Here is a 25,494-nt window from a genome sequence, read left to right on the forward strand (position 1 = left end):
GATTTATGTAATAAAATAACGGCCTGCGCGAATCGTTGGAGTTGCCTATGTCTGTCACTAACCGGATCCCTGCCGTCGAAATCAGCGAACAAGCCAAGCCTCAGGGGGTCATTGGCCGGATCCATTCCGTTGAAACCTGCGGCACTGTCGATGGTCCGGGAATCCGCTTTATCGTATTCATGCAAGGGTGCCTGATGCGCTGCAAGTACTGCCACAACCGGGACACCTGGGATACCCAGGGTGGCCGTGAGGTGACAGTGCCGGAGTTGATGCAGGACATCACCAGCTACCGCCACTTCATGAATGCCTCCGGCGGCGGTGTGACCGCATCGGGCGGCGAGGCTATGCTGCAACCGGCCTTCATCACCGAGCTCTTCACCGCCTGCAAGGAGAAGGGCATTCACACCTGCCTCGACACCAACGGTTTCGTGCGCCATCTCGACGACCAGGTCGATGCCCTGCTCGACCAGACCGATCTGGTGCTGCTCGATATCAAGCAGATCAATGACGAGAAACACATACCCCTGACCCACGTCAGCAACAAATACACCTTGGAATTCGCCCGTCACCTGGCCGCCAGGGGCAAGACCATGTGGATCCGCTACGTCGTCGTCCCCACCTGGAGCGACGACGACGAGAGCGCCGACGAGCTGGGCAAGTTCATCGCCGAGCTGGGCGAGAGCGTCGAGAAGGTGGAGCTGCTGCCCTATCACGAACTCGGCAAACACAAGTGGGACGTGCTGGGGGATCCTTACGAGCTGAGCGGTATCAAGCCCCCCAGCAAGGAGACCATGGACAGGGTCAAGGCCATCATCGGCAAGTATCACCCCAACGTGAAATATTGATGCCAACGGCAGGCTGGACCATCAGCCTGCTTCAGGCCCGGGCGGCAGGGAATAGGCTGCCCGGCAACTTCTCCAGGCAATGGACGCCCCCATGAGTGAAGGACAACTCGCCGCCCTGCTGATCTGGCTGTTGCTATTGGTGTTCAGCCTGCGCCGCCCTCTGTGGCAAACCCTCCATGACAATCCCCTTTACCAGCATCTGCTGCTGGGCAGCGCCATCGCCCTGATCCCGCTCTGGTATTTGCGCGCCGGCCTGCACGAGGGGCTGGAGGTCCACTTTCTCGGCCTCACCACCCTCACCCTGCTGCTGGGCTGGCGGTTGGCCCTGCTCGCACCTTGTCTGACCCTGCTGGTGCTCGGTTATTTCGGCGTCACCAACCTGGCGGATTTTGGCTGGCAGGCCCTCATCGGCATCGGCTTGCCGGTGGCCACCAGCTGGCTGCTGTTTCTGGCGAGCTGGGCCTGGCTGCCCCGCCATCTGTTCGTCTATCTCTTCGTCGCGGCCTTTCTCGGCGGCGCCGTCACCATCTCGGTCAAGGTGGTGGCCAGCGCTTTGTTGATGGGAGTAAGCGGTACCTATCCCTGGCATACCATCAGTGCCGACTATCTTTCCATCTGGCCACTCCTGCTGTTTCCGGAGGCCCTGCTCAACGGCATGGCGATGACGGTGCTGGCCATCTATCGCCCCCACTGGGTCAACACCTTTTTCGACCGTACCTATCTGGGGCGCTGAGTCTCCTCTCGCCAGCCCAAACAGAACCCTATATAAATGGAGACAGCGCCATCGATGCCTGTCCGGATCACCCGTGCTCACTACCCGGCTCAACGTTGCATGAAAAAGGAACTTGTATGAAACGACTCGACTCGCTGTGGTCCCTGTGTCTGCTGTTCACCGCCACCAGCCAGGCTGGCGGCCTCTACCTCTATGAAACGGGCACGGATGATGTCGGCCTCGCCTCGGCAGGCATGGCCGCGCGGGCACAGGATGCCACCGTGCAGTTCATGAATCCGGCTGGCCTCAGCCGCCTGCAGGGGCGCCATCTCACCCTGGGTGGCCAGGCGCTCTACGGGGACGTGCCCTACGATCTGGCGGACGCTTCCCAGCAAGATGTCGATACCGTGGTGGGCTGGTTTCCCTCTGCCTCCCTCTACTACAGCCAGCAGATCGACGACCGCTGGACCCTGGGCTTCGCCACCTACGGTAACTTCGGCCTGGGGCTCGACTTTGGCGGTTGGGCCGGGCAACAGCTGGTGAAGGAGGCCACACTGATGGCGCTGACGATGCAACCCTCCGTCGCCTACCGGATCGACGAGCACTGGTCCCTCGGAGCGGCAGTGGGTCTCAACTACGGACTGTTCGCCCTCAAGCGCGAGACAGACCACGGCGAGAGCAAGCTCGACGACAGCGACTGGGCCATCAATGGCAAGGTTGGCGTGCTCTATGAGCTCACCCCGGCGACCCGCTTTGGCCTCGGCTACAGCAGTGAAATCAAGTATCACTTTGACGTTCAGACCCAGATCACCCTGCAAAGGCCCAACATGCCCGGGATCTCGGCTCAGCTGCCCATCTCCGGCATGGTCAACAGCCCGCAGCAGCTGATGCTGAGCGGCTACCACGAACTCGCTCCCGACTGGGCCCTGATGGGCAATCTGGGGTGGCAGGACTGGAGCCGCTACAACGGCAACGACGTGAGCATCGTCGGCGTCAGCAAGGGGAACAAGGGGCTCTTCCAGGATACCTATCACGTGGCCGTGGGGCTGCAGCACACCCTGACACCCCAGTGGGTGCTCAATGGCGGGCTGGCCTATGACAGCAGCGTTTACAAGGATCAGGACAAGACCTCCCTGACCATTCCGAGCGGCGCCGCCGTCCGGGTCGGGTTCGGGGCCAGATATGCCCTCAATCCCAGGGAGAGCATAGGGGCCGCCATGGAGTACATCGATCAGGAGAGCGCCAGCGTCCAGGCGGACTACTTATCAGGCAGCTACGACAACCCCAAGTTCTATTTCTTCGCGGTCAACTACAGCAAGCAGTTCTGACAAGAGGCATGATCGAGGGGCAAGAAGCCCCTTTCTCTTGTCACCCGTCATGTACGCCGGGGCCGGCTTCTTTCGCTGGCCCCGCCACAAGCCCGGCTCATCGTTCCAATCAACATGAACAAGATGGCAGAGCGGTGCGGCCGAAGAGGCATTGCCCGGCGTTATCGACAAAGCCGGGCGTCAAGAAAGGAGTAGAGAGACATGCGGCCAGATGAGAAGGCTGACCGCAGATTGGCAGGGAGTGCGCCTCAGCGCATGTAACCACCCTGGGTGAGGATCCCGTAGGCCACATAGTTATATCCCAGCAGCTCGATCCCCTCCTGCAGCGCGGTTTTGAAATCGAAGCCACTGTCCATGCCCAGCAGATCGTTCCAGATGAGGGAGCCGCTGCCAAACACGCGGCTGAAGACGGCGACCAGCAGCAGGCCAAAGAGCGCGAACAGCGCGCTTCTGTGCCGGACAAACTGGACACCACCGCTTAGCAGGGTGTCACGCCCGTGACGCCAGGTATGTACCAGGGTCAGGCTGGCCAACAGCAGGGCCGGATATAGCCAGAAGCCGTGCCACACCCTGTCGAAGTAGACGTCAAGTTCGCGGATCAGCAGGCAACCAAAGAAACCGGCGAGCAGCCAGAGAAAGGCGCGTACCGCCGGTATGGTCCGCCCTTTCCAGTACAGGCCGATGACGATGGAGAGCAGCACTCCCTCCTGCAGCAGCTCGGTGATGGAGTCCTCCCCGACCCCGTTGTGCAACCAGTGCAGATCGAGCACGACCGTCACGGCCGGCACCAGGGTCAGAACCAGGAGAAACAACACGTCGCAGGTGGCGCGCAGCAGGATGCTTAAGGGGCCGGTCAGGCCGAGAAAAGGGATGTTTTCGCAAGAGGTCGTATTCATGATCGTGCCTCGTCGATGGTTACAAGATGGGTAGGACCCGGCAGCCGCCGGGTCCTGGTCGCTGTCAGTGCAGCTTCAGAGTCGGGCGCAGTACCCGGTTGATGCGGCCCACCAGCATGATGAGACCGGTTTTGATGTAGCCGTGCAGGGCGATCTGGTGCATCCGGTAGAGGGAGATGTAAACCAGACGGGCGATGTAACCCTCCACCATCATGGAGCCACGCATCAGGTTGCCCATCAGGCTACCCACGGTGGAGAAGCGGCTCAGCGACACCAGGGAGCCGTGGTCGTGGTAGAGGTAAGGCTTGAGCTCACCGCCATTCATCTTGGCCAGGATGTTCTTGAACGCCTGGGTCGCCATCTGGTGGGCGGACTGGGCGCGCGGCGGCACGAACTTGCCATCCGGCTGCGGACAGGCGGCGCAGTCACCGATGACAAAGATATTCTCGTCACGGGTGGTCTGCAGGGTCTCTTTCACCACCAGCTGGTTGATGCGGTTGGTTTCAAGGCCGGCGATATCCTTCATGAAATCCGGAGCCTTGATGCCGGCCGCCCACACCATGAGGTCTGCTTCAATGAGCTCGCCATCCTTGGTGTGCAGACCCTCGGCGGTCGCCTCGGTGATCATGGTGGCGGTACGCACATCCACGCCGAGCTTGACCAGCTCCTGATGGGCGGCGCCGCTGATGCGCTCCGGCAGGGCCGGCAGGATGCGGGGGCCAGCTTCCACCAGGGTGACCTTGAGGCTGTCGGTGGTGAGGTTCTTGAAGCCGTAGGCGTAGAGCTGCTCTACCGCGTTGTAGAGCTCGGCAGAGAGCTCGACGCCAGTGGCGCCGCCACCCACGATGGCGATCTTCACCTTGTCGCCCGGCTGGTATTCGGTGGCGAACTGCAGGAAGCGGTTCATCATGCTGTTGTGGAAACGGTGCGCCTGGGAGGGGCTGTCCAGGAAGATACAGTGATCCTTGATGCCCTTGGTATTGAAATCGTTGGAGACGGAGCCGATGGCCATCACCAGGTAGTCGTAGGGCAGCTCGCGCTCATGGACTACCACTTCGCCATTTTCGTCGTGGATGGGCGCCAGTACGATGCGCTTTTCTTCACGCTTGATATCGGTCAGGGTGCCGAGCTGGAAGTCGAAACCGTGGTTCTTGGCGTGGGACTGGTAGCTCAGGGCATCGATGCCCGCGTCCATGGAGCCGGTGGCCACTTCGTGCAGCAGGGGTTTCCACAGGTGGGTACGGTTGCGATCCACCAGGGTGATCCTGGCCTTGTTCTTCTTGCCCAGCTTGCGGCCCAGACTGGTGGCCAGCTCCAGGCCTCCGGCGCCGCCGCCTACAACGACAATATTCATCATGATGGTTTTCCTCGGTTCCTCAAAACGAAAGGGAGCCTTCGGCTCCCTAAAACGAAATCGGTCGACGTACCGGATCAGGCTTCTTTGAAGGCCTTCATCCGTTGCAGATGGTGCGAGATGTTCTTGAATTTATGGGTCTCGCGCTCATCCCATACGATGTCGTAATAGTTCTTCAATTCACGCTCAGTGTCCCGATTATCTCGCACTTCATCCGCAACGGAAAGGATGCACAGGCAGTTTCCTGAATTTTTCTTACGAAATTCAGTTACACATTTAGTACCTATGTCCTCATACTCCTCCGGTCGGTCGATCTTGCCCTGCATGTTCTCTTCCGGGTGCAGATTGGGGTTGAAGATCACCTGGCGGATGCCGCACAAAAAGCCAATACGCTCGCTCCAGTAGCCACCGAGCCCTACCCCGCAGATGAGGGGCTTGGGATCCGAGCTCATGTCGAGCTGCTTCTTCACTTCCTTGAGCAGATGGCTCATGTCGTGACGGGGGTGAACCGTGCTGTAGTGGACGAAACGCACATCATCATCAATAAACTGCAACTGCAGCACTTTCTCATGATTGCCGGGGCTGGTGGCATCAAAGCCATGCAGATAGATGATCATGGATAAGACCTCAAGATCTGTGTCAGTTCTATCGAAACTACCCCGCGCTAGCCTCATGCGCCACCAAAACATCCTGCTTTCTTGCTTTGGATCACGCCAGATGCCCCCGCTGGCAGGGGGCACGACCCCAGTGATGGCGCGGCTGGCACACATTCTCTATCAAACTGAGAGGGCGCAGCCGAATAATGATAACCCGGCTACCAATCTGAGATCGCCGCCCGACCTGGAAACAGCGCCAACCCGGCATCCTGGTCGCCAGGATGTGACCTGTTCCGCAAAACGGCCCTCTTTCCCCCTGCCCTGCACCTCTTGATAACCAAGCGAGCACGCTTTGTGCACTCCCTCTGGCCACGACTGCGCGGCCCCCTCATCCCCTGTGTCGATGAAAAAGGGCCCTGTCCAGAGACGATCGCAATGACCGGAAGCTTCGGCTTTCACTATCTTGCCCGCGCCTGTCGCCCGGGTTGCAAGGAGTGATGTGTTCATGAACGAGACCAATCCCCCCTCCCCCCAAGCGGGGCAACGCCAGCGCCCGGTCGATGAGGTAGAGCGCATGCTACCGCCGGGTCAGCTCTTCACCCTGGGCCTGCAACACGTGCTGGTGATGTATGCCGGCGCCGTGGCGGTGCCGCTGGTCATCGGCGGTAGTCTAGGGCTGCCCAAGGCGCAGATCTCCTATCTCATCAGTTCGGATCTCTTCTGCTGCGGCATCGTCACCCTGCTCCAGTGCCTCGGCATCGGGCGTTTTGCCGGGATCCGCCTGCCGGTCATTATGTCGGTCACCTTTGCCGCCGTGATGCCCATGCTGGCCATCGGCGCCAACCCGGATCTGGGGCTGACCGGCATCTTCGGCGCCACCATAGCCGCGGGCATCCTTTCAACCTTATTGGTGCCGCTCATCGGCCGTCTGATGCCGCTCTTTCCCACAGTGGTGACCGGCGTGGTCATCACCTCCATCGGGATCAGCATCATGCAGGTGGGGATCGACTGGATGGCCGGGGGCAAGGGCAATCCCGAGTACGGCAGCCTGCGCTACATCGGCACCAGCTTTCTGGTGCTCGCCTTCATCCTGCTGGTGACCCGCTTCACCAAGGGATTTTTCAGCAACATCTCGGTACTGCTCGGGATCCTGTTTGGCTTCGGGGTGGCCATCGCCATGGGCGAGGTAAGCCTGGACGGCCTCAATGACGCGGCCTGGTTTGCCCCCATAGTGCCGTTCGCCTTCGGCTGGCCCACCTTCGACCCCATCTCCATCGCCACCCTGACGGTGATCATGCTCATTACCTTCATCGAGTCGATGGGGATGTTTCTGGCTCTCGGCGATATCGTCGGCCATCCGGCCAGCCGTGGCGACATAGTGCGCGGGCTGAGGGTGGATGGCATAGGCACCATCATCGGCGGCATCTTCAACAGCTTCCCCCACACCTCGTTTTCCCAGAACATCGGGCTGGTGAGCGTGACCGGGGTATCGAGCCGCTGGGTCTGCGTCATGTCGGGGGGGATCCTGCTTGCCTTCGGCCTCATTCCCAAGATGTCGGTGCTGGTCGCCTCCATTCCCCCCTTCGTGCTGGGGGGTGCCGGCATCGTCATGTTCGGCATGGTGCTGGCCACCGGCATCCGTATCCTGGCGCGGGCCGACTACAACAGCAACCGCCACAACCTCTACATCGTCGCAATCAGTTTAGGGGTCGGCATGATCCCCACCGTCTCGGGCCACTTCTTCCAGCACTTCCCCGCCGCCCTGCAGCCGCTGTTTCATAGCGGCATCCTCTTGGCCACCATCAGCTCTGTGCTGCTCAACCTCTTCTTCAACGGCTATCAGCCCGATACCAGCCACCAGACCCGCCCCCTGCTGGTGGGGCCCATCAAGCCACAGCAGGAGCGCTCCTGACAAAAAAGCCCCAGACAGCCATGCCGTCCGGGGCCCTTTACCTCTTATGCCTGGCGGTTACACCGCCAGCTGCTCGAAGCGATCCACCGCCGCCGCCACCAGGGCCAGGCTCCCCTGCCAGAAGGCGGGCTCGCGAATATCCTGCCCCAGGTGCTTGGCCACCAGCTCTTCGGCACTCATGCGGCCGGTGTCCCGCAGCAGGGCGCGGTACGCCTCGGCCACATTCGTTTCTCCCGCCCCCTGGCGGCTCATCAGCTGCTGATAAACCCCGAGGCTGAACAGATAGCCAAACAGATAGGGGTAATTGTAAAAACCCAGGCCCGCGATGGAGAAGTGCGCCTTGGCCGCCCAGAACATGGGGTGATAGCGGCACAGGCTCCCCTCATACCAGCGGCCCCAGGCCTCGTCTGTCATCGCCTTGAGCTGCCCGGCCGGCACATAACCCTGCTCGCGCGCGGCCACCAGGGCGCGCTCGAAGTCAAAGCGGGCCGGGATATTGACCAGGAAGGTGGCGGCACCCTCGGCCTCGGCCCAGGCGATGGCCAGCTGCTCCTCCGGGCTCTGCGCCTGCTCGAGCAGGGCGCGGCGCACCAGGGTCTCGGCAAAGATGGAGGCGGTCTCGGCGAGCGTCATGGGGTAGCCGCGCTGGCTCATGGGTAGATCGCGGATGAGCCAGTTGTGCCAGGCGTGGCCGAGCTCGTGGGCGAGGGTGATGACGTTGTCCATGGTGCCGGCGTAGGTGACGAAAACCCGCGGCTCCACCGGCTCGGCAAACTTGGTGCAGTAGGCTCCGGTGCGCCGGTTGGGAGTGGGGGCGGCATCAATCCATCCCTTCTCCGCCATCATGCGGGCAAATTCCCCCATCTCGGGGTCGAAGCGGGCGAACGCCTCGGCAATGATGGCGATCGCCTCCTCAAACGGGATCTCGCGGCTGCTGGCGGCCGGCGGTGGGGCAAACAGATCCTCGGGCCCGAGATCGTCGATGCCGAGCTTGCCGGCCATCAGCCCCAGCGCCCGTTGCCCCAGCCCGCGGGCGAGATAGGTCTGCGCCATTAACGTATCCAGGGTTGCCCGCTCGATATGGCTCTGGTGACAGGAGAGATCCAGCGCATCAAGCTGGCGGCTGCGGCCGCGCTGGCGCGAGAGCTCCAGGCGCCAGCCATTAAGGGCGTTGAGGATGGCTGCCACCGTCTCCTCCTCCCCTTCCCAGCCGGCGCTGATGGCATCGAAGGCCTCCCGGCGCAGGGCTCGCACCGGGCTGGAGAGCAGGTTGCTCGCCTCGGCCAGCCCCATCTCGCGGCCGTCGATCACCAGCCGGATCTTGCCCACCAGATCGTTGTAGAGGTTGCCCCAGGCGTGCAGACCGTCGGTGCCAAGGCCGATCACCAGCTGCTCCGCCGCCACCGGCAGACGCTGATCCTGCAAAAGGCGCTCGTGGCGCAACCGGTACGCCTCCTCTCCGAGCAGGGGATCCTGCATCAGCAGGGTAAACTGCGCCTCCGGCAGCGCCAGCATCAGGTCTTCCACTGGTGCCAGGGTCTTGAACAAGTCGGCGTTGAGGGCGCGGGCGCGGGAGGCCAGCTGCTTGGCGAGCACATCCCGGGCATCCTGGCTGCCCCGACAGGCCGCCAGAATGGCGACGTTCCAGCCGATATTGCGGATGCGCCGGGCGCGCAGGCGCACCTCCCGCAAGAAATCCTGCTGGGCATCGGGCTGCCCTTTCACCTGCTCCAGGGTGCCGATAAAGGTGGTCAGCTGGTCAAGGCTGGTGCGGGCCTGCGCCATGTCCGCCTCAAGCTCGGGGCAGTCGAGGGCGGGATAGATGTGTCGGTTGTCCCACTGCTGGGGGTAAGGTGTTTGCTGCATAAAGAAGATGCCATCAAAATCTGGCGGGCCAGGCCCGCGAAACAAGAGGGCGGCGCAGGGGCCGCCCGTGAAACGTGACGCGCAACAACAGCGTCCTTATTTGGCCGGCTTGAGCTTGCCCACCTGGGTCATCACCACCACCAGCACCAAGCCCACCACCACGCCGGCAAGGGCATTGAGCAGGGTCGGGATCAGGGCAGAGAGCACGGCGCCCAAGGCAGGCAGGGTGGCGACGGCCGCGGCCGTGCCTTCGGTCAGATGATGGGCAAAGGGCAGGCCGTGCATCAGGATGCCGCCCCCCACCATAAACATGGCGATGGTACCGACCAGCGCCAGCAGGTGCATCAGGCGGGGGGCCGTTACCAGCAGCCCCTGCCCCACGCTACGGCGCAGGGCGCTGCCATCGGGCTTTTGCAGCAGATGCAGACCGATGTCGTCGAGCTTGACGATAAGCCCCACCAGGCCGTAGACCCCCACCGTCATCAACAGGGCGATCCCCGCCACCACCGAGAGCTGCAGGGCCAGACTCGCCCCCTGTACGGTGCCGAGGGCGATGACGATGATCTCGGCCGACAGAATGAAGTCGGTGCGAATGGCCCCCTTCACCTTCTGCTGCTCGAAGGCGGCCAGATCATCGGGGATGGGCTCGTCCTGCGTGGCGTGTGCCTCTTCGTGGGGCAGAAACTTGTGGACCAGCTTCTCGGCCCCCTCGAAACAGAGATAGGCGCCCCCCAGCATCAACAAGGGGGTGATAAGCCAGGGCACCAGGGCACTGATGGCGATGGCGGCAGGCACCAGGATAAGCTTGTTGCGAAGCGATCCCTTGGCCACCGCCCACACCACCGGCAGCTCCCGCTCGGCCCGCACCCCGGAGACCTGCTCGGCATTGAGGGCGAGATCGTCCCCCAGCACCCCGGCGGTCTTCTTGGCTGCCACCTTGGTCATCAGGGCAACATCATCGAGCACGCTGGCAATATCATCGAGCAGGGCCAACAAACTGGTTCCGGCCATCAGGAATTCCTCATTTCGGGCAAAAGATGTCACAGTGTAACGATAAGCGGCGCCGTCGGCAGCAAGCACGTCGCCCCTTTTGAGCCTTATCCCCCTGATACAAGGAGTCTTTATGCAACCCTGGCAGCCCCTGCTCGATCTCTGGTTTGGCGATGATGCCGACGATGCGGCCCGGGCCAAACGGCAAGCCCCGCTCTGGTGGGGCAAAGACACGGCGACGGATAGCATGCTGGCCAGCCGCTTCGGCGAACTGGCTGAGGCCGCAGCCAACGGCCGACTCGGCGACTGGGCCGAAGTTCCCGCCGGGCGGCTGGCGCTGATCCTGCTGCTCGACCAGTTGCCGCGCAATATCCATCGCGGCACTCCGGCTGCCTTCGCCCAGGATGCCAAGGCCCGAGAGTTCTGTTTGCAGGGATTGGCACAGGGGGCGGATCGGGCCCTCTCGCCGCTGGCCCGGGTCTTTTTCTATCTGCCGCTCGAGCATGCGGAATCCCGTGAGCTGCAGGCCCGCAGCGTGGCACTGTTCGATGCCTTGGCAACGGAGCAGGCGGCAGGGCCCGCCCTCACCACCTTCGCCGGCTTTGCCGACTTTGCCCGCCGCCATCAGCTGATCATCGAACGCTTCGGCCGCTTCCCTCACCGCAATGCCATCCTGGGTCGCCCCGATAGCGAAGACGAAGCCGCCTTCCTGCAACAACCCGGTTCCGGTTTCTAACCCTCACTTCATAAAAAACGCCAGGGGCTCCCCTGGCGTTGTCATGTTCCGATGCTCTAGCCGCGCAGGCGCGCCGCCACCGACGCTACCCTGGCGCCGTAGAGCCGGGCGCTCTCCAGATCCCCGCTCGGTATAGCGTCGGCTCCGGCGTCCGACGGGCCCTGAGCCAGCAACCCCACCGAGCCGCCCAAGCTGTTGAGATCGGCACGGGTAGCCGCCTGGGTGTTGGAGGGCAACTGCCCCAGACTGACCCAGATACCACCATGCTGGGAGGCCAAAGTCTGCAGGTAAATGAGGGTCACCTGCTTGTCACCGTTGAGGCTGGCGCTCACGGTAAAGCCACCAAATACCTTGTCCTGCCAGGCGCGGGTAAACCAGGCCTTGGAGCTGGCGTCGGCGAACTTCTTGAACTGCCAGGGCACGCCGCCCATGTAGGTTGGCGCGCCGAAGATGATGGCGTCGGCAGCGTCCAGCGCGGCGAACGCTTCAGCAGAGATCTCCCCCTGCTCATCGATGACGACTGACTCGGCGCCGGCGCCCAGCGCCACCTCTTCGGCCACACGGCGGGTGTGCCCATAACCGGAAAAATAGACCACGGCTGTCTTGGCCATCTGCTCTCTCCTTGCGAGTGCGAACTGCATGCTGCAGAAAAAGGCGGCCCCGGGATGGAGCCGTCATCAAGGAAGATGGTATCTTTAAGAAACCTGGTCGCCAATGAGTGGCGCCAAGGTGCCCTGGTTACTCGGAGGAAACCATGTCCGATTACAACGTCTACTCCCGCCACTGCCCAGCCCGCCTCTTCTTCGACCGGCTGGCCGAGCGCTGGGTACTGCTCATCATCGGCCTGCTGCGCCAGCAACCGACCCTGCGCTTCAACGAGATCAAGCGGGAGGTAGATGGCATCTCCCAGAAGGTGCTGTCACAAAAGCTCAAGCTGCTCGAGCGAGACGGCCTGGTGGCGCGGGAGGTTTACCCCTCGATGCCGGTGCGAGTCGAGTACCGCCTCACCGAGCTCGGTCGCTCTTACGCCGACACCATAGAGCAGGTCTCCCAGTGGGCCCAGCAGCACGTCGAGACCCTGCTGGCGGCCCAGCTGCGTTTCGACGAAACCCAGGCAGCCGAGGAAGAGGAGCGCGCCCGGCCGCCCCTGCGCTTCCTCCCCCCGCTCAACAAACCCGCCAATCCCGGGAATAACAAGAACGGCGACTGACGGCCAGCCAGGCGCCAATAAATAATCCCCGTCATGACGGGGATTTTTTCAGGTCAGGGGCCAACACCAGCGGTCGGCCTGAAGCAGACTCACACCTTGACGGGTTCACTCTCCCCTTGCACCACTGTCTCGCCCAGGCTGTCCTCGGTCTTGGCCACCACGCTCGCGGCGATGGCGTTGCCCAGCACGTTGGTGGCGGAGCGACCCATGTCGAGGAAGTGGTCGATCCCCAGCAGCAGCAAGACGCCGGCTTCGGGAATATGGAACTGGTTCAGGGTGGCGGCAATCACCACCAGGGAGGCGCGCGGCACCCCGGCCATCCCCTTGGAGGTGACCATCAGCAGCAACAGCATGGTGATCTGCTGGGCCATGGAGAGCTCGATGCCATAGGCCTGGGCGATGAACATCACCGCGAAGGTGCAGTACATCATGGAGCCATCCAGGTTGAAGGAGTAGCCCATGGGCAGCACGAAGCTGGCGATGCGCTTGTCACAACCGAATTTTTCCAGCCGATCCAGAGTCTTGGGATAGGCCGCCTCGGAGCTCGCGGTGGAAAATGCCAGCAGGATGGGTTCGCGGATCATGGCCAGCAGCTTGAGCACCCGCTCGCGCAGGAACAGGCTGCCCATGGCGACCAGCAGCAACCAGAGACAGCCCAAGGCAAGATAGAACTGGGCCATGAAGCTGCCGTAGGTCAGCAGGATGCCGAGCCCCTCCTTGGCCACCATGGCGGAGATGGCACCAAACACCGCGAATGGCGCGAAGTTCATCACGTAGCCGGTGACCTTCAGCATGATCTCCGCCGCGCTGGCCATCAGCACGACCACCGGCTTGGCCAGATCCCCGAGGGCGGCAGCGGCCAGCCCGAAGAAGAGGGAGAACACCACGATCTGCAGGATCTCGTTGGTGGCCATGGCCTCCACCACGCTCTTGGGAATGGCGTGGGTGACAAAGTCTTTCAGGGTGATGGCGCCCACCGCAATGCCGGAGCTGGCGGTGTCATCGGGCAGGGAGAGGGAGAGGCCGACGCCCGGTTGCAGCAGAGTCACCATCACCAGCCCCAGGCTCAGGGACATCAGGGAGGCCAGCATGAACCAGCCCAGGGTCTTGGCACCGATGCGGCCCACGGTGCGGGTATCGCCCATCTTGGCGATGCCGACCACCAGGGTGCTGAAGACCAGGGGGGCGATGATCATCTTGATCAGTCGCAGGAAGATATCGGTAAGAATCGTGATGTTGCTGGCGAAATCCGCCGCCTGATCGGCGGCAAACAGACGATAACCCTGACCGGTGAGGATGCCAAACATCATCGAAATGAGGATGGCGACCGTCAGCTTATTCATTTTCATGGGGGTTTCTCGATTGAGAGTGATACAAGCCTTCATCAGTGGCAGTGGGTGCCACTAAAGTCCGTTTTTGTGATCCGACCCGTTGACTCCGGATAGTCGGTATGCTGGGAGCATGCCTAAAAGCGAGGGGTAAATCCAGAGCCTGGCTCCGGAATTTCATGCTACTGCCAGATGTATATTATCTACATCTTGCCGAACCATTATATTAATCGCTGTTTATTTCTATGTTTGCGAGATATTCAGCCGAGAGACTGTTTTTGTCCGTCGCCTCATTGTCGAGGGTAAACACCAGCAGGGCCGAGGTAGTGTGCTGGACATGCATCTCATCGAGAAAAGGATCCGGCTCATCCTCGTCGAAGCCGAAGACGGGGCGCGAGGGGGTCACCCGGATGGCGTCCCGGCTGATCGTCAGCTCATCCACCCGCAGCCGCCGATAGCCTTCGGCCAGCGTCATCTCCCCTGCCCGCTTGAGCACGTACTTGCGAGCCGTCTCCCTGTCCACCAGATCGTTGCCAACAAACTCCAGCTGCCAGGTGGCGGGGCCAAGCCGGGTCTGGGAGAAACCGGTTTGCCCGTTCCAGAAGGATTTTTCACTGTGATAGGAGGTGGCGCAGCCGCCGAGCAGCAAGGTCGCCAGCAACAGCCACCGGACAGGGGCGAGGATGGATGCAGACAAGAGAGGCCTCCGGCGCAAGGCTGATGGAAAGACGCCGTTACTAGAGCACAGGCCGGCGAGCGAGACAATCGCCGAGCGCGAGGCCAGCAAGGGGAATACCGGAAAAAGAAAAAGGCCTTGTCACAAGGCAAGGCCTTTATTCGGGGAATGATGGTCGGCGTGAGAGGATTTGAACCTCCGACCCCTGACACCCCATGACAGTGCGCTACCTGGCTGCGCTACACGCCGACGAAGTCAGTCTGAGCTGACGGGGGCTGAGTTTATGGAGATGCTCCCCCCCTGTCAACAAAGAAACCGCCACAACGATGCGTTCGCCTGCTTTGCGAGCAATCTGCGCTCAAAGTGCCGCCATCAGCCCATTATCTGCCCGCTTGCAGGGCTTAAAGGCCAATAGCTCCTGCTCGCGTCCCCTCATCAACCGGCTCAACGGTTGAAGGTCAGTCGCTTGCCCAGCACCTGATCGCTGACCTGACCGTTTTGCCAGGCTACTTGGCCATTCACCAGAGTCATCTCCACCGTGCTGTGGAAGCGGTAGCCGTTGAACGGCGACCAGCCGCAGTGGTAGAGGATGTTGTCATCGTTGACCACGTAGGGCTTGCCCAGATCCAGCAGCACCAGATCGGCGAAGTAGCCCTCGCGGATATAACCGCGATCCTGCACCTGGAAGCGCTCGGCCACCGCGTGGGAAGTCTTCTTGACGATGGTTTCCAGGGTGAAGACGCCGTTGTGGTAGAGCTCCAGCAGCGCCAGCAGGGAGTGCTGCACCAGGGGAATGCCGGACGGCGCCTTGAAGTAGCTGTTCTGCTTCTCTTCCCAAGTGTGGGGGGCGTGGTCGGTGGCGATGATGTCCAGCACGTCGTTGCGCACCGCGTCGAGCAGGGCCCGCTGATCCGCGGCGCTCTTCACCGCCGGGTTGCACTTGATCTGGCTGCCCAGGGTCTCGTAATCGGCGTCGTTGAAGAAGAGGTGGTGGACACACACCTCGGCGGTGATGTTCTTGTCTTTCAGCTCGCTCAGGTCGTGGCTGGCGGTAAAGAGCGACAGCTCCTTGGCGGTGGTGAGGTGCAGCACGTGCAGTTTGGCGCCATATTTTTTCGCCAGCGCCACCGCCATGCTGGAGGACTTGTAGCACGCCTCGTCGCTGCGGATGCGACCATGCTCGCCCATCGGCACGTTCTCGCCCCACTTGGCCCGCGCCGCTTCTTCGGCCTGGGCGATGGTCGGGGTGTCTTCGCAGTGGGTGACGATCATCACCGGACTCTCGCGGAAAATTGCCGCCAGGGTCTCCTGGTTGTCCACCAGCATGTTGCCGGTGGAGGAGCCCATGAACACCTTGACCCCGCAGGACTGCTTGGGATCGAGGCGCTTGATTTCGCTCAGGTTGTCATTGGTGGCGCCGAGGTAGAAGCTGTAGTTGGCAACGGAGGCGTTGGCGGCTATCTGGTATTTGGCTTCGAGGGCTTCGAGAGTGGTGGTCTGGGGATTGACGTTGGGCATTTCCATGAAACTGGTGGTGCCGCCGGCAACCGCGGCCCGGGATTCGCTGGCGATGGTCCCCTTGTGGGTCAGCCCCGGCTCCCGGAAGTGGACCTGATCATCGATCATTCCCGGGATGAGGTGACGGCCCGCGGCATCGATGACCAGCGCGTCGGGAGCCTCGATCTGCGGGGCGATGCGGGCAATCCTTTCCCCCTCGATCAATACGTCGGAGGCATAGATGCGGCCTTCGTTGACCAGGGTGGCATTCTTGATAAGCAGTTTGTTCATGGGGGGTTCCAGTTCCTTTGCCGATAATCGCGGGTCATAATATCGCAAACTGCCCTTTCGCTATAGCAAGGCCTGACTGATGAAGTTATTTGTAAGAGATTTGACCGTGATCGACTCCAGCTACCTGTGCGAACGCCGCGGCATGGTAGGGGAAAGCTGGCTGGTGGATATCGAGATGAGTGGCGAGCTCAACGAAATGAGCATGCTGCTGGACTTTGGCCGGGTGAAAAAGCTCATCAAGTCGATCATCGACGAAGAGGTGGATCACAAGCTGCTGGTGCCGACCGAATGCGCCCTGATCCATGTCGAGCATCTGGAGGGGGACGAGAGCACCGTCGACCTGCTGCGCCAGGGGCGCTCCATCCACCTGCGCTGCCCGACCCAGGGCTTTGCCTTCATCCCGGCGCCCCAGGTGGACAAGGAGTCCGTCACCCGCTACCTGCTGGCGGTGCTGGCCAAGCGGCTGCCCGGCAACATCAAGGATCTCTCCCTAACCCTGCGCCAGGAGCAGATCGAGGGGGCCTTCTACCACTACAGCCATGGCCTGAAGAAACACGACGGTAACTGTCAGCGCATCGCTCACGGCCACCGCTCCCCCATCGAGATCCACGTGGATGGTGAGCGGGATGAAGAGCTCGAGCAGAACTGGGCCGAGCGCTGGGCCGATATTTATCTGGGCACCGAAGAGGACAGGGTCACCCTCACCGAGCTGGCCCTGAGCGCTCGCGCCAACGTGCTGCTGGGGGATCACCACGCCGGTTTCAAATATGTGGCGCCCCAGGGGCTGTTCCAGCTGGCCATCCCGTCCGCCGAGGTCGAGATGATCGACACCGACACCACGGTCGAGCTGCTGGCCCACTACATCGCCCGGGAAGTGAAAAAAGCGGTGGGTGACAAGTTCGTGAAGATTGTCGCCTATGAAGGGGTTGGCAAGGGCGCCATCGCCTACGCCTGATCCCGGCGCCACTCAACCTGATAAAAAGGCTCCCTGCGGGGAGCCTTGCTGTTTCTGCCCGTCAGCCTAGCTACGCCCCTGAGCCAGCAGGCGAACCGCCAGCAGCCCCAGTACTGTGGCCATCAAATAGCGCTGCACCGCCAGCCAGAGGCGATGGCGGGCAAACCAGCCGCTAAGACGGGCGGCGGACAAGGCCACCGAGAGGTTGACGGCCGCGCTGATAAGAATTTGCACTGTGCCAAGCTGCAGGCTCTGGCCAAGTACCGTGCCCGCATCCGGCGAGATGAACTGGGGCAACACCGACAGATAGAAGATCGCGACCTTGGGGTTGAGCACGCTGGTCAGCAGCCCCATCAGAAACAACCGGCCCGGGGAGTGCGCCACCAGCGGCGCCGGTTCGAACGGGGAACGTGAGCCAGGCTTGATCCCCTGCCAGGCGATCCAGAGCAGATAGAGTGCACCGGCCACCTTGAGCAGCTCGTAGCCCATGGGGATCGCCATGAAGAGCGCCGTGAGGCCGATGGCGGCGCACAGCATGTGCACGGTAAACCCCAGCACCACGCCGCCCCAGGACATGATGGCCGCAACTCGCCCCTGACAGAGGGAGCGTGACAGCAGGTAGAGCATATTGGGGCCCGGCGTCAGGGCCATCAGGAGGGAGGCACCGGCAAACAGCAGCAACTGGCTTAGGGAGATCATGGTTACGTCCTGACGTTCAAGTGGCTCTAAAGGCGGCAGATCCGACTATGCTGGCGCGCGGTGACCCGGCTTTCCGTGACCAGGATCGGCCTTTGGCACTACCGGATAAAAAAGGGGCCCGCAGGCCCCATGTAAAACATCCAGATTCAGGCACTGAGCCGGAAGCGCTTGACCAGCTCCTCCTGCTGCTCGGCCAGCGCATCGAGCTGCTGGCTGGTCTCGGCGACCCGCTCTATGCCCTGGTAGTTGAGATCCGAGATGTCGGAGATGCGGTTGAGGTTGGTGGCGATATCGGCGCTGGTGGCCTGCTGCTGCTCGGCGGCGGAGGCGATTTGGCTCGACATGTCGCTGATCAGCACCACAATGCCCTGCACCTCCTCCATCGCGTTGTTGGCGTGGGAACTCTGATCCATGCAGCTGTCCATCTCGCGGGAGCACTCCTGCATCACGGCCACCGCCTTGGCGACCCCCTGCTGCAGGTTCTCGATCATGGTCTGGATCTCGCTGGTGGACTGGGCGGTGCGCCCGGCCAGGCTGCGCACCTCGTCGGCTACCACCGCAAAACCGCGCCCCTGCTCGCCGGCCCGGGCCGCCTCGATGGCGGCGTTGAGGGCCAGCAGGTTGGTCTGCTCGGCAATGCCGCGAATGACGTCGAGGATGTTGCCGATCTGGCCGCTCATGGCATTCACATCGCCGATCACCTTGCCGGTCTGCTGCAACTTGCCCGCCAGCTGATGGGTGGTGGTGATGTTGCCGGCCATCACCTTGCGACCGGTTTCGGAGGCTTTCTCCACGTCCATCACCCGCTCCAGGGTCTGGTTGGCAGCCTGGGCCACCTCCCGCACCGAGGCTTCCATCTGGGTCATGGCGGCGGCGACCGAAGCGGTCTCCTGGCGCTGTTTCTCCAGATCCGCCCGCACTGACTCTGTGGTGTGGCGGTTGCCGTGGGCGGCGTCATTGAGCTGGGCCGAGGCCTGGGAGAGCTGGGTCAGCACCTCCCCCATCTGTTCGATCAGCAGGTTGACCTGCTTGCCGAGCTGGCCAAATTCGTTGTTGCTGCGAAAGCCGATGCGCTGGGTCATGTCGCCCCCGGTCACCTCGTTGAGCACCCGCAGCAACTCCTTGAGGGGACGGCGAATGGCCTTGCCCAGGGTGTAGGCCACCAGGATGGCGATCAGGATGGCGACCCCTATGCTGGCCCCCTGGGTGAGGGAGCTCTGGCGCTGCACCAGCTCGGAGGCCAGGATGCTGCGGTTCATCAGTTGCTGGCTCTGGGCGGTGATCTGCTCCAGCTTGCCCTGGATCTCGACAATGAGGGCGCTGGCCTGCCTGCTCTGGCTGCGCATCCGCTCCTGCTCGCGCATCAGGGTCAGGTACTGGGCGAGCACCCCATCGCTGCCGGTGGTGTCGCGCACGAAACCGTGGACATAGTGGCCCATGTCATTGTCGAAATTCGCCAGCTCATTTTGCAGATCCTTGATGGTGCTGTTGAACCCCTCGATCTGCATCTTGTTGCGCTTGAGCGCCCCCTCGATGGGGGCCGGGATGCTCTGGTTGAGGGCATCCATGGTGGAGAGCTCGATAGCGGAGAGCTTGGTGGTCAGGGTCTCGGAGAGCATCTTGATGAAGCTGTCATCGATGCTGACCATCATGTCCCCCAGGTTCTTCTTGAACTGGGGCAGGCTGACCTGAAATTGCCCCTTGGCCAGATTGACCTTGTGCAACCGGGCCAGCAGTGCCTCATGCTCGGCGGGCAGGGTGTCGGTCAGTTTCAGATAGTCGCCGGCCAGCTGCTCCAGCGCGACCATCTGTGCCTGCAACTCGGGATGGCTGGCCGCCTGCTGCTTGAGGGTGGCAAGGGTCTTGTCGACCTGGGCCTTGGCCTGCTGCAACTCGGCCACTTCGGCCGGGATCAGCTTGCTATCCTGCTCGGTCAGCACGTCGGTGAGCCACTTGTTGGCACTGAGCAAACTGATCTGGGTCTGGGAGCTGGCGATCACCAGCGGCATCGACTGCTGGGTCACCTGATCAAGGGCATCCCCAAGGGCCCCCTGGCTGCGAAAAGTAAGCAGTGAACTGGCCACCATCACGGCCACCAGAATGGCGAATCCAAGATAGACTCGCTGCAAGATGGAGAGATCTGACATGGTTTGTTTCATTATTGTCCCGCTGTATATGCAAAAGTCCCTTGCCTGAGTACCCCGTCCCTTTGATACCCTGCAGCCACCTGCCCGGGTAGTGCCATGACGTCCCTCTGGCTATCGGTATTTTTAACAATAACTGAAGGGAATGGGACATCAGCTGTGTCAAATGTCGGCTTGTGTCACACTTGGCGTGCGACGCTGCCCCATCCAGGGGGCAATCAGGGCTCATTTTCAATTTTCTTTTTCATATAAGGGAGTTAGCAATGGCGCAAGAAACCATTTTCAGCAAAATCATTCGCAAAGAGATCCCCGCTGACATCCTCTATCAGGACGAACTGGTGACCGCCTTTCGCGACATCCAGCCCAAGGCCAAGACCCATATCCTGATCATCCCCAACGTGCTGATCCCCACCGTCAACGATGTGGAAGCCGAGCACGAGCTGGCGCTGGGCCGGATGTTCACCGTGGCCCGCAAGCTGGCCAGCGAGGCCGGGATCGCCGAGGATGGCTACCGCCTCATCATGAACTGCAACCGCCACGGCGGGCAGGAGGTCTATCACATCCACATGCACCTGGTCGGTGGCCAGCCGCTGGGACCCCTGCTCAGCCTGTGATGCCTCGCCTTCAACTGGCTGGCCTGTTGCTGGCCAGCTCCCTGCTGGGAGGCTGTGCCTCCCACTGGCAGGACATGTTCGTCTCCTACTCCGATCAGATGGTACCGCTGCGCAACCAGCTGCTGCTGGGGCACGCCGCCGAGGCCCTGCCCGAGGTGCGCGATTCCACGGTGGGAGACGACACCTATGTGCTGGACAGGCTCGAGCAGGGGCGCATCGCCTGGCTGGCCGGCCAGGATGCCGGCAGCAAGCAGGCCTTTGCCGCCGCCGACAGCCAGCTCGTCTGGGAAGACAACCAGGCCGAGTACCGGCTGAGCCACGGTCTGGCTCAGGTGGGCAGCCTGCTCACCAATGATCAGTCGATGGCCTATCGCGCCCCCGATTACGAGCGCACCATGCTGCATCACTATCTGGCGCTCGGTTACCTGCAACGGGGGAATGCCGAGGGGGCTCTGGTGGAGGTGCGCCGCGCCAATCAGGTACAGGAACAGGCCCTCAAACGCCGGGCTGACGAAGTTCGCAAGGCAAAGCAAAAGAGCGAAGAGGCCGAGGCTGATACCGCAACTGAAGGGGAGATGCGCCAGCTGGTATCGCGGGCACCGGATCTCGACCGCCTCATCGGCCGGGTGAAAAACGGCTTTCAGAACGCCTACACCTTCTATTTCTCCGGGGTGCTCTACGAGGCGGCCGGGGATCTCAACGACGCCTGGGTCGACTATCAGCGCGGTTACCAGATAGCGCCTGACAACCGCAGCCTGCAGGATGCCCTGCTGCGCCTCGCCCGCCTGCGGGGGGCCGCGGACGAGATCCGCGAGACCGAGAAGAGGATCGGTCGCAAGGCCCCGCCGTTAACCCCCTCCATTGCCAAAAAACAGGGCCAGCTGGTGGTACTGTTTGAAGATGGGCTGATCCCGGCGCGGCGCGAGCTGTTCCTGCCGCTGCCCATCTCCACTTCCGGCGGTGATTTTCGCACCTTCACCGTGGCGGTACCCTATTACGACAACCGGACGAGCGACACCGGGCCGCTGACCGTCACCCTCGGCAAGCGGGTCGAGCAGACCAGCGAGCTGGTGCGGCTCGAAGCGCTGGCGGCCAAGGATCTACAGGAGCGATTGCCTGGCATGCTGACCCGCCAGGCCCTGCGTCTGGTAACCAAGGAGCAGCTGCGGCACACCGCCGCCAAGGAGGGGGGCGATGTGGGCAACCTGCTGGTGGGGATCTTCAACACCCTCTCGGAGCGGGCCGATACCCGCAGCTGGCTCACTCTGCCCGCCCAAGCCTCCAGCTGGCAGGGCATGTTGCCCGCCGGTGAGGTACAGCTTGTCCTGGGGGCCGGCAGCGCCACGCGCCAGCTGCCCCTCACCATTCACGGCGGACGCACCACCCTGGTATGGGTGCAGCGCCTCGGTGCGGGACTGACTACCCGGGTGATGCCCCTGTGAGCAGGTTTGGCCGACAAATCATGAACAACCACCGGCGCGGCCCCCGGCCTGCCGGCAAGGAGAGCAAGATGAAAAGATGCACACTGGCCCTGGGGCTCGCGCTGCTGCTGGCAGGCTGTGCCACCAATACCTCCGGCATTGCGCTCTATGGTGCGGCGGGCGCCGCAGCGGTGGCGGAGCAACATCAAAACGTCAACGTCACCCTGACCGAGCTGAGCCGGCGCGAGCAAAACGGCCTGCTGCAGGTCAACGTGGCGGTCACCAGCACCCAGCGCAGCGACAACCGTCTGCAATACCTCTTCTATTGGTATGACGAGGCGGGTCAGGAGGTGGCCAGCGATGGCCGCGGCTGGACCCCGCTCAAGCTACACGGCTATCAGAGCCGCACCCTGTCCGCCCTGGCGCCGAGTCCGGCCGCCCGTGGCTACCGACTCTATGTACGCGAAGTGATTGAGGAATCCTACTGATGAAAATGAATCATGCCCTGCTGATATTGACCGGCGCCCTGCTCCTGGGCGGCTGCTCCAGCACCACCGTCAGCTATGGCGATCCGACCGAAACCGAGACGGTCACCGTCGATTACGGCTCCACCGATCTGCAGGCCATCGCCGACAAGATGGCGGATTCCCTGCTGGCCTCGCCCGCCACCAGCGAGATCACCGCAGGGGGACGCCCGGTGATGTACATGGATTCCATCCGCAACAAGACCTCCGAGCATATCGATACCGAGGCCATCACCGACACCATCCGCACCAAGCTGCTGCGTGCCGGAAAGTTCCGCTTCGTCGACATGAGCAAGGTGGCCGCCATCAAGCAGCAGCTCGAATATCAGCAGAGTAGCGGCATGGTGGATCCCGCCACCATGGTGCGTATCGGCCAGCAGACCGGTGCCCGCTACATGGTCTATGGCAACCTCGCCAGCATCGTCAAGGACAACGGCAAGGTGAAGGACGTCTACTACCAGATGACCATGAACCTGCTGGATCTGCAAAGCGGCGAGCTGCTGTGGGCCGATCAGAAGGAGATCCGCAAACAGGCGAAGAAGTCCACCTTTGGCTGGTGATCCGCACCTGGCAGCCCTGCGGCGCCGCCTGCCCGCCCCCTGGGCCGAGGCAGAGCTGACGCCGCTCGGGGCGGGCCTGACCAACTGCAACTACCGACTGCGCCTCCCCTCGGGGCGCAGTTACTTTCTGCGCCAGGGGCACCCGGACCCGGTGCGTCTTGGCATCGACCGGGCCACCGAGTGGCAGCTCTATCGGGGGGCCATGGCCGAGGGGATCGCCCTGCCCTGCCATCACAGCGATCCCGCCACCGGCCTGATGCTGCTCGACTGGTGTGACGAGCCGAACTGGGCCGACGCCCCGCCGCCGCGGGCCGAGCAGCCGAGGCGCCTGGCCGATACCCTGCGCACCCTGCACCGCCTTCCCCTGCCCTCCGTGGTGATGGCGGTACGGGCCCATGCGGCCGGCTATCGCGCCAGACTGGCGCGGATCCCGTCCTGGCTGCCGGCGCTGGAGCGGGGGCTGCTCGCGAGCCGGGAGCCGGACGATTGCTGGCTCCCTTGCCACCATGATCTCAATCCGGCTAACTTGTTGGGAGCAAGGCCCTGGGTCATCGACTGGGAGTATGGGGCGGCGGGCCATCCGGGCTTCGAGGTCGCCAGCATCCAGCGCACCCATGGCTGGCAGCCACAGGAGCGGGAGGCGCTGGAGGAGCACTACCTGCGCGCCCTGCCCCGGGAGCAGCGGTTTTCCTTTCACGGCGAGGCGTTCCTGCCCTGGGTCGATTACATCGCCCTCCTGTGGGCTCTGCTGATGGCCGAACAGCAAGACCATCCCGATTATCACGGGCTGATTGATCTCAATCGGCAACGACTGGAGTAACCGATGACAAACAAGGTGCGCTGGTACCAACCGAAAACCTGGGGGCTGTTGCTGCTGACGCTGATGCTGGTGGGCTGCTCCACCCGGATCATCTACTACTGGCTCGACACCGCCATCATCTGGCAGCTGGATGACTATTTCGCCCTCTCCTCCTCGCAAAAGAGCCTGCTCAGCCGCGAGGTGAAGGGGTTGATGGCCTGGCACCGGCAACACGAACTGCCCCGCTATGCCCGGGATCTCGATGTGCTGGCAAAAGCGGTGGCCAGCCCCATGACCCCGGCACAAATCGAGACCAATCTCGATGCGGTGCAGGGGAGCCTGACCCGCACCCTGGAGAACACCATCCCCCGGGCGGTGCGGCTTGCGCGCACCCTGACCGACGAGCAGGTGACCCGCTTCATGCAGGACAGGGTCAAGCGCCAGCAGGAGCGGCAACAGGAATTTGCCGATCAGCCGAAGGAAAAGATGCTGGCGGAGTTTCGCGACAAGATGAACAAGCGGCTCGCGTTCTGGCTTGGCGAGGTAAAACCGGCCCAGGCACCACTGGTGGCCCAGTGGGCCGAGTGGCAGTACGAGCTGATGCCCCCCTGGATCGAGTTTCAGACCTCCTGGACCCTGGAGCTGGATCGGTTGATGAAGCAGCGCCAGAGCCCGGATTTTACCCGGGAGCTGACCGATCTGCTGGCCCAGGGTGATGGCCTGATGGATGGCCGATTTACCGGCTACACCGAGCAGTCGCGCCAACGTACCATCAAGTGGCTAAGCGCCATGAGCCAGTCGCTGGACATCTCGCAACGGGCCCACCTCTACAGCCTGCTCAAGGGGTATGCCCGCGATTTTTCGCAGATGACCGGCAGTTGACTCACTTCCAAGCCGGCACGGCAGGTCTGTGCCGGCTTGTCCGATCCCGCCTCCTGTGATAGCTTGCCCCTCTCGTTTCTCTGGAATTGATCGTTTGCGTCCCATCGACAAAGTCACACTGGTGCTGATGACCCTGGTCATCTCCTTCACCCTGCTTTGTTCCATCGTCCAGGTGGAAGGGCCACGGCTGCCCGCGGCGACGCAAACCCATACCCTCTCCCAGGCAAGCGACAGCGACGACGGCATCATCAAGTTTGTCGCGTCCCATCAGAATCATCTGCTGCGCCTCGAGCAATCCCAGCGCAATGACACTCAACCCAGAACCCTTGTCTATGAACTGGTGCACAGCTGGTCTGCCGAGGCTATCCTGCTGTTGCTGCTCGGCTGGCTGACGCCTGTCATCCTGCTCTATCACAGACAGAGTTTTCGGGACTTTTTCGGTGCCATTCACCGGCACCGCCTGCAGCGTCAGCACCTGCAATATCGCTTCAGCCAGAGCTATCTGACCGCCTGACCCCGAGGGGTTGGCACATCTCTTTTTCGCGCTTCTCCTCCCCCTTGACGGGTTGCACCCAGGTGCCATCCCGCCCTGTTCGCATCTCTATTTTTTAGCGCCTTGCCTGCCCCAAGGGCCGGCCCGCGCGCCTTCTCCTGACAGA

The 25,494-nt window shown here is 62.4% G+C and carries 25 protein-coding genes and 1 tRNA gene; 14 read left to right on the top strand and 12 right to left on the bottom strand.

Going from position 1 to position 25,494, the window contains the following annotated elements; translation table 11 throughout:
• Positions 1-47 precede the first annotated feature (47 nt).
• The 3 genes from pflA (at position 48) to ACB028_RS00390 (ending at position 2,885) form a co-directional block, all read left to right on the top strand.
• Positions 48-845, top strand: coding sequence for a pyruvate formate lyase 1-activating protein (gene pflA / locus ACB028_RS00380; RefSeq protein WP_026458147.1), 798 nt, complete (start codon positions 48-50; stop codon positions 843-845).
• 91 nt (positions 846-936) lie between these two features.
• On the top strand, positions 937-1,578 hold the full coding sequence (locus ACB028_RS00385; RefSeq protein WP_042025555.1) for an energy-coupling factor ABC transporter permease: 642 nt from the start codon (positions 937-939) through the stop codon (positions 1,576-1,578).
• 116 nt (positions 1,579-1,694) lie between these two features.
• On the top strand, positions 1,695-2,885 hold the full coding sequence (locus tag ACB028_RS00390; protein WP_371143203.1) for an OmpP1/FadL family transporter: 1,191 nt from the start codon (positions 1,695-1,697) through the stop codon (positions 2,883-2,885).
• 248 nt (positions 2,886-3,133) lie between these two features.
• Here ACB028_RS00390 and ACB028_RS00395 read toward each other — a convergent pair whose 3' ends face one another.
• The 3 genes from ACB028_RS00395 to ycfP form a co-directional block, all read right to left on the bottom strand.
• Positions 3,134-3,781, bottom strand: a complete 648-nt coding sequence (locus tag ACB028_RS00395) for a hypothetical protein (RefSeq protein ID WP_216992048.1) — start codon at positions 3,779-3,781, stop codon at positions 3,134-3,136.
• A 64-nt stretch (positions 3,782-3,845) separates the two neighbouring features.
• Positions 3,846-5,138, bottom strand: coding sequence for an NAD(P)/FAD-dependent oxidoreductase (locus ACB028_RS00400; protein ID WP_026457292.1), 1,293 nt, complete (start codon positions 5,136-5,138; stop codon positions 3,846-3,848).
• Between the two features lie 74 nt (positions 5,139-5,212).
• Positions 5,213-5,752 carry an alpha/beta hydrolase YcfP gene (gene ycfP / locus ACB028_RS00405; protein WP_026457291.1) on the bottom strand — a complete coding sequence of 180 codons (540 nt, stop codon included), beginning with the start codon at positions 5,750-5,752 and terminating at the stop codon, positions 5,213-5,215.
• 484 nt (positions 5,753-6,236) lie between these two features.
• Here ycfP and ACB028_RS00410 point away from each other — a divergent pair, with 484 nt between their 5' ends.
• On the top strand, positions 6,237-7,643 hold the full coding sequence (locus ACB028_RS00410) for a nucleobase:cation symporter-2 family protein (RefSeq protein ID WP_223380325.1): 1,407 nt from the start codon (positions 6,237-6,239) through the stop codon (positions 7,641-7,643).
• 57 nt (positions 7,644-7,700) lie between these two features.
• On the opposite strand, the gene ACB028_RS00415 is transcribed toward ACB028_RS00410, so the two are convergent.
• Both ACB028_RS00415 and ACB028_RS00420 read right to left on the bottom strand, forming a co-directional pair.
• The gene (locus ACB028_RS00415; RefSeq protein ID WP_371143204.1) at positions 7,701-9,509 is read right to left on the bottom strand and encodes a M3 family oligoendopeptidase; all 1,809 of its coding nucleotides are present in this window, start codon (positions 9,507-9,509) and stop codon (positions 7,701-7,703) included.
• Between the two features lie 96 nt (positions 9,510-9,605).
• A complete protein-coding gene (locus ACB028_RS00420) occupies positions 9,606-10,520 on the bottom strand; it encodes a DUF808 domain-containing protein (protein WP_042025503.1) in 915 nt (304 codons plus the stop codon).
• Positions 10,521-10,632: 112 nt separating this feature from the next.
• Between ACB028_RS00420 and ACB028_RS00425 the strand changes: the two genes are divergently transcribed.
• A complete protein-coding gene (locus ACB028_RS00425; RefSeq protein ID WP_371143205.1) occupies positions 10,633-11,235 on the top strand; it encodes a DUF924 family protein in 603 nt (200 codons plus the stop codon).
• Between the two features lie 56 nt (positions 11,236-11,291).
• On the opposite strand, the gene ACB028_RS00430 is transcribed toward ACB028_RS00425, so the two are convergent.
• Positions 11,292-11,846, bottom strand: coding sequence for a flavodoxin family protein (locus ACB028_RS00430; protein ID WP_371143206.1), 555 nt, complete (start codon positions 11,844-11,846; stop codon positions 11,292-11,294).
• 143 nt (positions 11,847-11,989) lie between these two features.
• Between ACB028_RS00430 and ACB028_RS00435 the strand changes: the two genes are divergently transcribed.
• Entirely contained in the window at positions 11,990-12,445 is a 456-nt protein-coding gene (locus ACB028_RS00435) for a helix-turn-helix domain-containing protein (protein ID WP_082043419.1), read from the top strand.
• A gap of 89 nt (positions 12,446-12,534) precedes the next feature.
• On the opposite strand, the gene ACB028_RS00440 is transcribed toward ACB028_RS00435, so the two are convergent.
• The 4 genes from ACB028_RS00440 to ACB028_RS00455 form a co-directional block, all read right to left on the bottom strand.
• Entirely contained in the window at positions 12,535-13,794 is a 1,260-nt protein-coding gene (locus ACB028_RS00440; protein WP_042025500.1) for a dicarboxylate/amino acid:cation symporter, read from the bottom strand.
• A gap of 205 nt (positions 13,795-13,999) precedes the next feature.
• The gene (locus tag ACB028_RS00445; RefSeq protein ID WP_371143207.1) at positions 14,000-14,470 is read right to left on the bottom strand and encodes a hypothetical protein; all 471 of its coding nucleotides are present in this window, start codon (positions 14,468-14,470) and stop codon (positions 14,000-14,002) included.
• A gap of 151 nt (positions 14,471-14,621) precedes the next feature.
• Positions 14,622-14,698, bottom strand: a tRNA-Pro gene (locus tag ACB028_RS00450).
• Between the two features lie 195 nt (positions 14,699-14,893).
• A complete protein-coding gene (locus ACB028_RS00455; RefSeq protein ID WP_268854808.1) occupies positions 14,894-16,237 on the bottom strand; it encodes a dihydroorotase in 1,344 nt (447 codons plus the stop codon).
• 79 nt (positions 16,238-16,316) lie between these two features.
• Here ACB028_RS00455 and ACB028_RS00460 point away from each other — a divergent pair, with 79 nt between their 5' ends.
• Positions 16,317-17,192 carry a 6-carboxytetrahydropterin synthase gene (locus tag ACB028_RS00460; protein WP_342009624.1) on the top strand — a complete coding sequence of 292 codons (876 nt, stop codon included), beginning with the start codon at positions 16,317-16,319 and terminating at the stop codon, positions 17,190-17,192.
• Positions 17,193-17,258: 66 nt separating this feature from the next.
• Here the strand turns inward: ACB028_RS00460 and ACB028_RS00465 are convergent, their stop codons facing one another.
• Together ACB028_RS00465 and ACB028_RS00470 are read right to left on the bottom strand one after the other, a co-directional pair.
• Positions 17,259-17,891: a LysE family translocator gene (locus tag ACB028_RS00465; protein WP_042025496.1), complete on the bottom strand. Its 633-nt coding sequence runs from the start codon at positions 17,889-17,891 to the stop codon at positions 17,259-17,261.
• 146 nt (positions 17,892-18,037) lie between these two features.
• Complete coding sequence (locus tag ACB028_RS00470; protein ID WP_268854809.1) at positions 18,038-20,050, bottom strand: methyl-accepting chemotaxis protein; 2,013 nt, start codon at positions 20,048-20,050, stop codon at positions 18,038-18,040.
• 248 nt (positions 20,051-20,298) lie between these two features.
• On the opposite strand from ACB028_RS00470, the gene hinT reads away from it, so the two are divergent.
• From hinT to ACB028_RS00505, 7 genes are all read left to right on the top strand, one after another.
• Positions 20,299-20,649 carry a purine nucleoside phosphoramidase gene (hinT, locus tag ACB028_RS00475; RefSeq protein WP_026456433.1) on the top strand — a complete coding sequence of 117 codons (351 nt, stop codon included), beginning with the start codon at positions 20,299-20,301 and terminating at the stop codon, positions 20,647-20,649.
• The gene (locus ACB028_RS00480; protein ID WP_371143208.1) at positions 20,649-22,091 is read left to right on the top strand and encodes a COG3014 family protein; all 1,443 of its coding nucleotides are present in this window, start codon (positions 20,649-20,651) and stop codon (positions 22,089-22,091) included. The genes hinT and ACB028_RS00480 overlap by 1 nt, the downstream gene beginning before the upstream one ends.
• 68 nt (positions 22,092-22,159) lie before the next feature.
• Complete coding sequence (locus ACB028_RS00485; protein ID WP_371143209.1) at positions 22,160-22,558, top strand: YcfL family protein; 399 nt, start codon at positions 22,160-22,162, stop codon at positions 22,556-22,558.
• Positions 22,558-23,154: a penicillin-binding protein activator LpoB gene (gene lpoB, locus ACB028_RS00490; protein WP_026456430.1), complete on the top strand. Its 597-nt coding sequence runs from the start codon at positions 22,558-22,560 to the stop codon at positions 23,152-23,154. Before ACB028_RS00485 ends, lpoB begins: the two co-directional genes overlap by 1 nt.
• On the top strand, positions 23,144-23,974 hold the full coding sequence (locus ACB028_RS00495) for a phosphotransferase (RefSeq protein ID WP_371143210.1): 831 nt from the start codon (positions 23,144-23,146) through the stop codon (positions 23,972-23,974). Before lpoB ends, ACB028_RS00495 begins: the two co-directional genes overlap by 11 nt.
• A gap of 3 nt (positions 23,975-23,977) precedes the next feature.
• Entirely contained in the window at positions 23,978-24,835 is an 858-nt protein-coding gene (locus ACB028_RS00500) for a DUF6279 family lipoprotein (protein WP_371143211.1), read from the top strand.
• A gap of 94 nt (positions 24,836-24,929) precedes the next feature.
• Positions 24,930-25,349: a hypothetical protein gene (locus tag ACB028_RS00505; protein ID WP_371143212.1), complete on the top strand. Its 420-nt coding sequence runs from the start codon at positions 24,930-24,932 to the stop codon at positions 25,347-25,349.
• The last annotated feature ends 145 nt before the right edge of the window (positions 25,350-25,494 follow it).

Source organism: Aeromonas sp. S9(2024), assembly GCF_041403185.1.
In the GTDB taxonomy this organism is placed as follows: domain Bacteria; phylum Pseudomonadota; class Gammaproteobacteria; order Enterobacterales; family Aeromonadaceae; genus Aeromonas; species Aeromonas enteropelogenes.